10 protein-coding genes, 1 pseudogene and 1 riboswitch are annotated in these 12,229 nt (G+C 30.9%); of the genes and pseudogenes, 1 reads left to right on the top strand and 10 read right to left on the bottom strand.

Going from position 1 to position 12,229, the window contains the following annotated elements; translation table 11 throughout:
• The 8 genes and pseudogenes from ACI3VO_RS11370 to ACI3VO_RS11405 form a co-directional block, all read right to left on the bottom strand.
• Positions 1–1,125 (bottom strand): annotated as a pseudogene (locus ACI3VO_RS11370) (phosphoribosylformylglycinamidine synthase); the annotation flags it as partial.
• 54 nt (positions 1,126–1,179) lie between these two features.
• A complete protein-coding gene (gene purD, locus ACI3VO_RS11375) occupies positions 1,180–2,430 on the bottom strand; it encodes a phosphoribosylamine--glycine ligase (protein ID WP_439758028.1) in 1,251 nt (416 codons plus the stop codon).
• Between the two features lie 32 nt (positions 2,431–2,462).
• Positions 2,463–3,056: a phosphoribosylglycinamide formyltransferase gene (gene purN / locus ACI3VO_RS11380; RefSeq protein WP_439758029.1), complete on the bottom strand. Its 594-nt coding sequence runs from the start codon at positions 3,054–3,056 to the stop codon at positions 2,463–2,465.
• Positions 3,050–4,129, bottom strand: a complete 1,080-nt coding sequence (purM, locus tag ACI3VO_RS11385) for a phosphoribosylformylglycinamidine cyclo-ligase (protein ID WP_439758030.1) — start codon at positions 4,127–4,129, stop codon at positions 3,050–3,052. Before purM ends, purN begins: the two co-directional genes overlap by 7 nt.
• A gap of 3 nt (positions 4,130–4,132) precedes the next feature.
• On the bottom strand, positions 4,133–5,497 hold the full coding sequence (purF, locus tag ACI3VO_RS11390) for an amidophosphoribosyltransferase (RefSeq protein WP_439758031.1): 1,365 nt from the start codon (positions 5,495–5,497) through the stop codon (positions 4,133–4,135).
• 25 nt (positions 5,498–5,522) lie between these two features.
• Positions 5,523–6,218: a phosphoribosylaminoimidazolesuccinocarboxamide synthase gene (gene purC, locus ACI3VO_RS11395; protein WP_439758032.1), complete on the bottom strand. Its 696-nt coding sequence runs from the start codon at positions 6,216–6,218 to the stop codon at positions 5,523–5,525.
• Positions 6,219–6,282: 64 nt separating this feature from the next.
• Positions 6,283–6,759 (bottom strand): 5-(carboxyamino)imidazole ribonucleotide mutase, encoded by a 477-nt coding sequence (gene purE / locus ACI3VO_RS11400; protein ID WP_439758033.1) that lies wholly within the window; start codon positions 6,757–6,759, stop codon positions 6,283–6,285.
• 418 nt (positions 6,760–7,177) lie between these two features.
• On the bottom strand, positions 7,178–8,521 hold the full coding sequence (locus ACI3VO_RS11405) for an NCS2 family permease (RefSeq protein WP_439758034.1): 1,344 nt from the start codon (positions 8,519–8,521) through the stop codon (positions 7,178–7,180).
• Between the two features lie 311 nt (positions 8,522–8,832).
• Positions 8,833–9,030: riboswitch (cobalamin riboswitch) on the bottom strand.
• Positions 9,031–9,219: 189 nt separating this feature from the next.
• On the opposite strand from ACI3VO_RS11405, the gene glgB reads away from it, so the two are divergent.
• Positions 9,220–11,118 carry a 1,4-alpha-glucan branching protein GlgB gene (glgB, locus tag ACI3VO_RS11410; RefSeq protein WP_439758035.1) on the top strand — a complete coding sequence of 633 codons (1,899 nt, stop codon included), beginning with the start codon at positions 9,220–9,222 and terminating at the stop codon, positions 11,116–11,118.
• Positions 11,119–11,181: 63 nt separating this feature from the next.
• Here glgB and ACI3VO_RS11415 read toward each other — a convergent pair whose 3' ends face one another.
• On the bottom strand, positions 11,182–11,514 hold the full coding sequence (locus tag ACI3VO_RS11415) for a cupin domain-containing protein (RefSeq protein ID WP_439758036.1): 333 nt from the start codon (positions 11,512–11,514) through the stop codon (positions 11,182–11,184).
• A 63-nt stretch (positions 11,515–11,577) separates the two neighbouring features.
• A complete protein-coding gene (locus ACI3VO_RS11420; protein ID WP_439758037.1) occupies positions 11,578–12,216 on the bottom strand; it encodes a DUF3267 domain-containing protein in 639 nt (212 codons plus the stop codon).
• Between the last annotated feature and the right edge of the window lie 13 nt (positions 12,217–12,229).

Consider the following 12,229-nt stretch of genomic DNA (forward strand, 5'->3'; position numbering starts at 1 on the left):
TTCTAGAGAAGTTCTAGGGTCTGCACTACCAGTAACACGCATTGCTTGGTATACGTAGCTTCTTCCTGAAAGTGGGTCTCTGATTGCTCCACCTAAGCAAGTAGCAGCTCCACCAAATGGTTCTATTTCTGTTGGATGGTTGTGAGTTTCGTTTTTGAACATTAATAGATATTTTTCTATTTTACCATCAACATTTACATCTATGTTTACACTACAAGCATTTATTTCTTCACTTTCATCTAAATCTTGTAATTTACCTGCTTTTTTAAGTTCCTTTACAGCTATAGTAGCTATGTCCATTAGACACATATCTTTTTGTCTGTCTATGTAGATAGTATTTCTAGCTTCAACGTATTTTGAATAAGTTTCTTTGATTATTTCGTTGTATTTACCATCTTCTATGTCTACACCTTCTATTTGAGTCATAAATGTAGTGTGTCTACAGTGATCTGACCAATAAGTATCTAGAACTTTTATTTCTGTTATAGTTGGATTTCTCTTTTCTTGGTTTTGGAAGTATTCTTGAACATATTTTAAGTCATCTATTGTCATAGCTAGACCTTGTTCTTTTAAGAAAGCTTCTAAACCTGCCATATCTAAATCTATAAATCCATCTAGAGTTTCAACTTCTGTTGGTATTTCAGTTTCTAATTCTAGAGTTTCTGGTTTTTCTAAAGTAGCTTCTCTACTATCAACTGGATTTATTACATATGCTTTTATTCTTGCAAATAATTCATCATCTATATCTCCTGATAAGATGTATAATTTTGCACTGTTTATATTAGGTCTTTGACCTTCATTTATTATTTGAACACATTGAGCTGCCCAATCTGCTCTTTGGTCGTATTGACCTGGTAAATATTCAACTGCAAATACTTTTGCATCTTTGTCGTATTCAACTGTTTCTTTATATACAACATCTAGGTTTGGTTCTGAGAATATTGTTTTTGCAGCAGAATCACAAACTTCATCAGATAATCCTTCTATATCATATCTATTTAATAATCTTAAATCGTCTATACAATCTATATGTAAGCTGTCCTTTAAATCTTTCATTAATGCTTTTGCTTCAAGATCGAATCCTTCTCTCTTTTCAACTAAAAGTCTTTTTACATTTGAACTCATATTATTCCTCCATTAAGAAATCTCTCATTTTCCCTTTTTTATTTTATTGAAAATCTATTTCCATATGTCTGTTCTATAATGCATTCCTTCAAAATTGATTTTTTTGATGTTTTCGTAAACTTTTTCTCCTGCTTCCTTTACAGTTTTAGCTTTAGTAGTTATACCGATTACTCTACCACCGTTAGTTACTATATTTCCATCTACTAATTTAGTACCACTGTGGAAAACTACTATATCGTCGTCTAAGTCATCAAGGCCTGTTATTACTTTTCCTTTTTCGTAGCTTTCAGGATATCCACCTGATGTAAGCATTACGCATATTGCTTCTTCATCAGTGTAAGTTATATCTACATCTTTTAATTTGTTGTCGATAACTGCTGATATTATTTTGTTTAAATCAGTTTCTAATCTGAATAAAACAGATTGAGTTTCAGGATCCCCAAATCTTACATTGTATTCAAGTACCTTAGGTCCATCTTCAGTTATCATTAATCCTACGAATAATATTCCCTTAAAGTCTAATCCATCTGCTTGGAATCCCTTTAAAGTTTTATCTAATACATTTTCTTTTATATCTTTTGCTAATTCATCAGTGTATATTTCACTTGGAGAGAAAGTTCCCATTCCACCAGTATTTAAACCAGTTTCTCCATTGTTTACTTTCTTGTGGTCTTTTGCACTTACCATAGGAACTATTGTGTCATGGTCTACAAAAGCTAGTATAGAAGTTTCAACTCCTGTTAGGAATTCTTCTATAACTATTTTATCTCCAGCATCACCGAATTTTTTATCAGTCATCATTTCTTTTAGAGTAGTTATAGCATCTTCTCTGTTTTCAGGTATTACAACACCTTTTCCTGCTGCTAATCCATCTGCTTTTATAACAACTGGATAACCGTAGTTGTCTATATCAGCTATAGCTTCATCTAGGTCAGTATATTCTTTATATTTAGCTGTTGGTAATCCATGTCTTATCATGAAATCTTTTGAAAATGCCTTGCTTCCTTCTAACTGAGCACATTTTTTATTTGGACCAAATACTTTTAATCCTTCAGCTTCAAAAACATCTGTTATACCCATTACTAATGGTACCTCTGGTCCAACTACAGTTATATCTATTTCTTTTTCTTTTGCAAAATTTACTAATGCCTCTAAATCTGAATCAGCTATGCTTACACATTCTGCAACCTTAGCTATTCCTGGATTTCCTGGAGCACAGTATATTTTTTCTACATCTTTTTCATTACTTAATTTCCAGCAGATAGCATGTTCTCTTCCACCGCCACCTACAACTAATATCTTCATATTTTCCCTCCTAGTTTTTCAGTGTCTTTTTATTAATCATTTACTTTAACTTTTCTACCTTCTACAGATATCTTTCCTTCGCAAAATAGTTTTACGCATTTAGGAAGAATTGTATGTTCTACTTCTAAAACTCTCTTAGCCAATGCCTTAGCATCATCGTCATCCATTACCTTAACTGTATCTTGCATGATTATTGGACCTGCATCTGCTTCTTCGTTTACAAAGTGAACTGTAGCACCTGAAACCTTTGCACCATAATCAATTACAGCTTGGTGAACTCTCTCTCCGTAGAATCCATCTCCACAGAAAGAAGGAATTAGTGATGGATGTATATTCATCATTTTATTTCTAAATTCATTTACGAATTTTGGACTGATTATCTTAAGATAACCAGCCAAAACTACTAAGTCTACATTTTCTTCTTTTAATATCTTTATTACTTCATCTTCGTTTTTTTCAAAGACAGCTCTTATATTGTGTTTTTTAGCTCTTTCTAGACCAAAAGCATCTTCTTTATTAGATATAACTACTTTTATATTTCCTTTTATTTCTCCTTTTTCACAGCCATCTATTATAGCTTGTAAATTAGAGCCTCCTCCAGAAACTAAAACCCCTATATTTAGCATAATTCAACACCTTCGTGACTGTCTACTACTTCACCAACTATGTATGCTTTATCTTTCATTAATTCAGCATATTTTTCATCTACATCTATTGGATCTTCTTCTCTATTGTTTATATAATCAACTAGAGCTGGTGCATCTTCCTTGTTTACGATAAATACAAGTCCAATACCCATGTTAAAGCTCTTATGAAGTTCTCTTTTTTCTACTATATCGAATCCTTCTATCATCTTGAATATTGGTGGTTTTTCCCAAGAATCAGTTTTTATATCTAATCCTAATCCTTTAGGTATAACTCTTGTTATGTTTTCTATAACTCCACCACCAGTAATATGAGCTATTGCTTTTATGTTGTGTTTTTCTAATAAATCTAAAACTAATTTTACGTATATTTTTGTTGGTGTTAATAAAGCTTCTCCAACTGTCATTCCTAATTCTTCAACATATTGATTTAAATCATAGTTATAAGTATCTAAGAATATTTTTCTTATGAAAGAGAAACCATTACTGTGTATACCACTTGAAGAAACTCCAACTAATACGTCTCCTGCTTTTACATCTTTTCCTGATACTATTTTAGTTTTGTCAGCTATACCAACAGCAAATCCTGCTAAATCGTATTCATCTTCAGCATACATACCTGGCATTTCAGCAGTTTCACCACCGATTAATGCGCATCCAGACATTTTACATCCATTAGCAACACCTGCTACTATTTGATCTATATGTTCTGGAACTAATTTTCCTATTGCTATGTAATCTAAGAATAATAATGGCTTAGCACCTTGGCATATTAAATCATTAACGCTCATTGCTACTAAGTCTATACCAACTGTATCGTGTTTATCCATCATTTGAGCTAATTTTAATTTAGTACCAACACCATCTGTTGCAGCAAGAAGTACTGGTTCTTCCATACTCATAAAATCTTTTAAGCTATATAAACCACTGAAGTTTCCTAAATCACCTATAACATTTTTATCATAAGTTTCTTTTATTTTTCCTTTTATTAGGCTTACGGCTCTATTACCTTCATCTATATTTACGCCTGATTGCTCGTAAGTTAATTTTGCCATCTTTTATTCGTCCTCCTTGTCAATTTTCTTAACTGGGTAATTTCCGTCAAAGCAAGCTTTACAGAATTTAAATTCGTTGCCTTCTCCAACTGCGCTCATCATTTTATCTATATCTAAGAATTTTAATGTGTCGCAACCTATATATTCTCTCATTTCTTCTAAGCTCTTTGTTGCAGCTATTAATTTAGAACGATTTGGAGTATCGATACCATAATAGCAAGAATATTTAACTGGAGGAGATGTTATTCTTAGATGTATTTCACTAGCTCCAGCATCTCTTAATGATTTTACTAATTGTTTTGAAGTAGTTCCTCTAACAATTGAGTCATCAACAAGTATTATTGATTTTCCCTTTAATACTCTACTTAAAGGATTTAATTTTATTTTTACTCCAAGCTCTCTTTCTTCTTGAGTAGGTTTTATAAATGTTCTACCTACATATCTATTTTTTACTAATGCTTCTGTTAATGGAAGACCACTAGCATTTGCATATCCTATAGCAGCTGCCCATCCTGAGTCTGGAACAGGAACTACCATATCTGCTTTTACATCGTCATCTTGAGACAATATTTCTCCTGATTTAACTCTAAATTCGTACGCATTTACTTTATCTATAGTTGCATCATTTCTAGCAAAGTAAACATGTTCAAATATACAACTTTTCTTCATAGTTTTACATTTATTACTAAAGTTGTATGATTTTAATTCTCCATCCTTAACTACTGCTATTTCTCCTGGTTCTAAGTCTCTTATAACTTCTCCACCAAGAATTTCTATTTCACAGTCTTCAGAAGCAAAGATGTATTCATCATCTTTTTTACCAAGTAACAGAGGTCTAAATCCATGAGGGTCTCTAACAGCAACTAACTCATCGTCAGTTAATATAACTAATGAATAAGCACCTTTTATTTGGTCCATTGTTAATTTTAAAGCTTCTACTATATCTCCTGTATAGTATCTAGCTAACATATATAAAATAACTTCTGTATCACTCTTACCACTGAACATTATTCCGTCTTCTTCTAGCATTTCTTTAAGATAATTAGCATTTACTAAATTACCATTGTGAACTAAACCTAAGTTTCTTTTTCTTAAAGAACCAACTAAAGGTTGACAGTTATACATATGACTTCCACCTGCTGTTGAGTATCTAACATGCGCAATTCCTATTGTTCCAGGAAGCTGTTCTAAATCTGATGCTTTAAATACATCACCAACTAAGCCCATGTCTTTTTTGTAATTTATTTCTTTTCCATCGTGAACAGCCATACCACAGCTTTCTTGGCCTCTATGTTGCATAGAATATAAGCCATAATAAAGCTCTTTCGACACATTCTTACTTGAATAAATTCCTAATATACCACACATGTGACATTCCCCCTATAATTTAAATTTATTTATTCATTCTAGAAAGAACTTCTTCATAACCTTGAACAAGATCTCCTAAATCTCTTCTGAATCTATCTTTGTCTAATTTTTCATTAGTGTTAACATCCCATAATCTACAGCTATCTGGTGATATTTCATCTGCTAATATTATATTTCCATCTGCATCTTTTCCGAATTCTATTTTGAAGTCAACTAATTTTAGGTCCATTTTTAAGAAAAATTCTTTCATTATTTCATTGATTTTTAAAGTTTGTTCTCTAACGTAATCTATTTCTTCTTGAGTTGCTAATTTTAATGCTACGGCGTGGTCATCATTCATAAGTGGATCTCCATATTCGTCATTTTTGTATGACATTTCAAATATTGGTTTGTCTAATACGATTCCTTCTTCTACTCCGTATCTCTTACAGAAAGAACCTGCAGTTATATTTCTTACTATAACTTCTAATGGTAATATTGTAACTTTTTTTACTAATTGTTCTCTATCTGATAAAGTTTTTATTAAATGAGTTTTTATTCCTTGTTTTTCTAATTCTTTAAATATTATTGTACATATTTTATTATTTAATATACCTTTTGATGCAATTGATGCTTTTTTTTCTCCATTAAATGCAGTTGCATCATCTTTATAATAAACTATAAGTTCATTTTCATTATCTGTGCTATAAATTTGTTTTGCTTTTCCTTCGTATAATAACATTCTAGTTCCTCCTAATATTTTACAATTCTCTTACCTTAATATTTTTTATATTATTTTACAATTATTATTCGTTAATGCTTTTATCATCATCTAATACTTTTTGAGCCATTTCTTGTCTGTATGCTTTTAAGTCTTCTTTTAATTTAGGATATTTTATGCTCATTATTTGCATTGCCATTAATGCAGCGTTTAATCCTGAATCTATAGTTACTGTAGCAACTGGTATTCCTTTTGGCATTTGAACCATAGATAATAATGAATCCATACCGTCCATAGTAGATGATTTGATTGGTAGTCCGACTACTGGTATTAATGTAGATGCTGCTATAACACCTGGTAAGTGAGCTGCCTTTCCTGCTGCTGCTATTATAACATCAGCTTCCCCATCTATTGATTCTATAAAAGAAACTAATTCCTTTGGTGTTCTGTGAGCTGATAATATTCTCACAACTACTTCTATTCCATATTTTCTTAAAAAGTTTATACCTTCTTCTAATTTAGGATAATCTGATTTAGATCCCATTACGATTGCAACCTTCATACGTAACCTCCTTAATTAATAATATATTTACATAAACTTTAATTTTACCTTAAATTAAAAAGTTTCTACCGATTTTTTATTTAAATAAAGTCTTTTAAAGTTCGCTATTTTCTTTCATTTTAGCGAACTATACATTTGTATTTTATATTAATATTCACGTTTTATCAATACATATTTTCATAAAATGAAATTTTTATTTCTTTTTTTTAAAATTTTTCCATTATTTCTCACATAACTTCCGAACTAAATAATTTATAATAAAACCATTTTACACAATACCTTTTATATATAATATATTACCTTTTTTTTACTATATTGTGACGACATTTTAAAAACTTTTTAAAATTTAAAAATTAAAAATGCCATTGTATAAACTTAAATTAAATTTATACAACAGCATCTATCATAATAATGCAGATTATTTTAAAAATACAAATCTACATATAAATATTATTGTTAAAATTATTAATGAAATATTTACTTCTTCTTTCTTATTTGTAACTAATTTTAATAAAGTGTAAGATACTACACCGAATATTATTCCGTCTGCAACACTATTAGTAAGTGGCATTAATATAAAAGTTAAAAATGCAGGAATAGCATTTGTATAATCTTCAAAATCTATTTCCTTAAAGCAACCTGCCATCATAACACCAACTACTATAAGAGCCGCTCCTGTAGCTTGTGATGGGATTGCTATAAATAATGGTGCTAGGAATAAAGATAAAATAAATAATATTGCAACTGTGAAAGCTGTAAGTCCTGTCTTTCCACCTTCACTTATACCAGCTGAGCTTTCCATATAGCAAGTAACAGTTGATGTTCCAAGCATAGCTCCTACTGTAGTTCCTATTGCATCAGCAAGCATTGCTTGTTTTGCTTTAGGTATTTTTCCTTCTTCATCTATTAAATTTCCTTTAGATGCAATTCCTACTAAAAATCCAACTGTATCAAATAAATCCATAAATAAGAAAGTAAATACAACTATTACCATATCTAAACTAAATATTTGATTCATTGGTACTGAAAAAGCCTGCATAAAAGTTGGCTTTAATGATGGAATATTAAGTGAAAATACTTGTGTAGGTAGAGCTACTATTCCAGTAACCATACCTATTGCTGATGTCAATAATATAGATATAAGTAAAGCACCCTTTATATTTCTACATACTAAAATCGCTGCTATAACTAATCCAGCAACTGTCAACACTACAAGTGGATCATGCATACTTCCAAGTGATAATGTACCTGTTTGCATACTTATAAGTCCTGCATTACTCATTCCTATTGCAGCTATAAATAATCCAACTCCAGCTGTAACTGCATTTTTTAAAACATTCGGAATACAGTTTATTATTTGCTCTCTTAAATTTGTGATAGTTAAAATTATAAATAAAATACCTTCTATAAATACTCCTAATAATGCCATTTGCCAAGAATATCCCATTTGTAAAACTACTGTATATGCAAAAAATGCGTTAAGTCCCATACCTGGCGCTAATGCTATTGGATAATTTGATAAAAATGCCATAACTAAAGTTGATAAAGCTGCTGACAATGCAGTTGCGACAAATACTGCTCCAGCATCCATTCCTGCTTGTGATAGCATGTTTGAGTTTACTGCTAATATGTACGCCATTGTCATAAATGTCGTAATACCTGCGATTAATTCTGTTTTTACATTTGTATCGTGTTCACTTAGCTTAAACATTTTTTCAAGTAAACTATTTTGGTTTGTTTTTTTGTTTTGTGTTGCTTGCATAATTTTGCCTCCATCTTTTATAAATTTAATTAATTGAAAATTAGAATAAATGTATATAAAAATGAACTTTATGCAAATAGATTTGCTTTGAGGAGAGTTAAAACATAAATAGCCTAATAAAATAAATATTAAACCAAATAAAAAGTGCCTACTTCAAACAAAGTAGACACCACTAATATCTTATCTAAATCAAAGTATAATCTTACTCTCTTATCTAAAAATCTACCTTAAATAAATTTCTAAAGCCTAAAAAAGTATAGACTAATCCCTTGATTATCATGATATGTAGGTGGCGCTCTCGCGGAAGCTCTCCTAGTAATTAATATTAAGCAGGCTTCCTGGCTTACAGATCAACGCGTTACTTCCCTTCTCACATACAAATGGCATGCAATGGATATATTAAGTATTGCTCCCTAGATTACAGTGACCGGATCGCTTAGGATTCTAACCTAATTTCCTTTTATTCAAACCTCCTGAGAAATTTGACCACTTAATATCATAATAATATTCATTTTTATGACAAAATCGTAGCATATTTTGATTTTATTTGTCAACTTATATTGTATTTTTTTTAACGTACTTTTTTTATAATGTAATTAATTTGTTGTTTTGGACGCAAAGTATTATATATAATTAAGGTATATTATTTTTTAATATACATTAAACCATCTAAATATATATGAAAGGAAGATATACATATGAAAGACATGCACGATTTTTATTGTGGAACTATGTTTGATGCATATGAGTTTTTTGGGGCTCATATTTATGAGGAAAACGATATTAAAGGTGTTATTTTTAGAGTTTATGCTCCTAATGCAAAAAAAGTACAAGTTATAAGCGATTTTAATAATTGGAATGGAAACAAATCAGAAATGGAACAAATAGGAGAAAGTGGCATTTTTACTTATTTTTCTGAAGATGCAGATATAGGAATGTACTATAAGTATTTAATTTTTGATAAACACGATAATTGTACGGAAAAAACCGATCCATATGCATTTTTTATGGAACTTAGACCTCATAGTGCTTCTCGAATTGTCGATTTAAATACTTATGAATTCAGTGATAAAGAATGGATTACAAACAGAACTAAAAATTTTGATAAGCCTCTAAATATATATGAACTTCATTTTGGTTCTTGGAAGCATAAAAATTTAGCCAAATTTGGGCACGACTCAAAACAAAAATCAGATATCGACTGTGATTCAGAAATAGATATTTCAGAAAAATGGTTTAATTACATGGAAATAGGACCAGAGCTTATAAAATACGTAAAAGAAAATAACTACACTCATATAGAAATACTACCTCTATGTGAACATCCTTCTGATTGCTCTTGGGGATATCAAGTTACTGGATTTTTTAGCCCTACTGCTAGATACGGTAAGCCAGCTGATTTGATGGAATTTATAGATTTATGTCATAGAGAAAATATAGGTGTGATAATGGACTTTGTTCCTGTTCATTTTGCACTTGATTCATATGGACTTGGAAAATTTGACGGAGAGGCTCTTTACGAATATCCAAGCAACGACACAGGATATACAGAATGGGGTTCTCATAGCTTTAACTACTATAGAGGTGAAGTCAGAAGCTTCCTTCAATCCGTAGCGAACTTTTGGATTGAAGTATATCATATAGATGGAATTCGTATGGATGCTATAAGCAACCTTATATATTGGAAGGGCGATTCCAACCGCGGCATAAACGAAGGCGGAGTTGAGTTTATAAAAAATATGAATTCTACTCTAAACAAGCTTCACAGCGATGTCATGCTGATAGCCGAAGACTCTTCTGATTATCCTAAAGTAACGACTTCTGTTGAAGAAGGTGGTCTTGGATTTGACTACAAATGGGATATGGGCTGGATGAATGATACACTTGATTATTTTGAAATAAAGCCTTGGAAGAGGGGCGATTTTTACAATAATATAACCTTCTCTATGATGTATTTTTACAATGAAAAATTCCTTCTTCCTTTTTCACATGATGAAGTTGTTCACGGTAAAAAAACTATCATAGACAAAATGTGGGGTACTTACGAAGATAAATTCGATCAGGCTAAAGTACTTTATACCTATATGTTTACTCATCCTGGTAAAAAGCTGAATTTTATGGGAAATGAACTAGGTCATTTTAGAGAATGGGACGAAAAAAAGGAACTCGACTGGATGCTATTAAAATATCCTGCACACGATTCCTTTAAAAAATTTATATCTGAGCTAAATGAATTGTATTTAAATTCACCTGTTCTTTATAAAAATGAATACTCTCGCGAAAACTTTGAATGGCTACAAGCTGACGATTCAGAAAAATGTGTATATGTATATCAAAGAAAGTCAAAGGAGGAAACACTTGTAATTTTCTTAAATACTTTCTGCTGTAATTATGAAGATTATGAAGTAAAATTCGATAAACCAGTTATATTAGAAGAAATTTTAAATACTGACTGGGAAAAATACGGTGGGCACACTAAATACTCTAATGAAACTGTAAAGTCTATAAAAATCGAAGCTCCTAAAGATGAAAAAGAAAGCTTCAAGGCATCAGTTTCTCTACCTGCCTTTACTGCAAAGGTTTATAGAGTTTTATAATTTATACAATAAAATGGAGGTCCTTATCTGGCCTCCATTTTAATCGATTATTTCTATTTTAAATTAATTATGTTCTGGTATAACAGCACAGAAAGTTAATTCAGCATCACTGTCATTTATTAATGTATGAGAATGACCTTGTGGACAATAATGGCATATTCCAGCTGATACTCTTTCTTCTACTCCATCGTATATTACTTTTCCTGTTCCTGATTTGAAGAATATTATTTCGCTATTAGTTTCATGAGTATGTAAACCTATAGATGCGCCTGGTAATAATTTACCGCTTATTATTTTATTTTTTTCATCTACATTCATTTTCGCATGGAATTCTTTTTCTCCACCTTTGAAATTTGGTATTGCTTTTTCTTCAACTTTATTAAAATCGATTATCATTTTATTACCTCCCTAATATCCTCTTACACATTTATTAGTGTTCTAAAAATATTATAATACAATTTATCGTTCAAATACAACAAGCCCACATTCATAAGGATGATCCATATATAATATATCTTGCTTTTGACTGCGGTACATAATTAATTTCAACACTATAGTCATATCTCCACCGCCTGACAAAATCATAATACAGCCTATTACAAATACAAGCCAAGAACCACTAAAAATAGCTACTACAGCTGGTACTAACCCTAAAAGTACAGTAGGCATAATTCCTCCGATTATATACTGACCTTTTGTCAAAACCTCTTTACAACAGCAATAAGGTGTTAAATATTGTACAATAAATCCAAATTCTATAGATTTTAAATGTTCCTTTGCAAAAATCGCCCAAAATGCACCGTGAATCAACTCATGTACAACAATTAAAACCCAAAGTGATATTAAAAATACCATGCTTTCTTTTATTGTAAATATGAAGCTCACCTCAGAATTACCTAAATTATATTTAAAAAAGAATATCCCCAATACTATAATTATTGGCAATCCCAAAACAAATGCCATGACATTTGCATATACTATGCCTATAGTTAAATCCCTTTCAGTATATCCATCCTCTATTAATTTCTGCTTTTCTTCTTCATATATTTTCTTTCTCTTTTCCTCTGCTTTGGTTAATTTTCTATCTGTTTTCCCCATATTACCCTCCAAA

The sequence above is a fragment of the Intestinibacter sp. genome, assembly GCF_051866655.1.
GTDB lineage: Bacteria > Bacillota > Clostridia > Peptostreptococcales > Peptostreptococcaceae > Intestinibacter.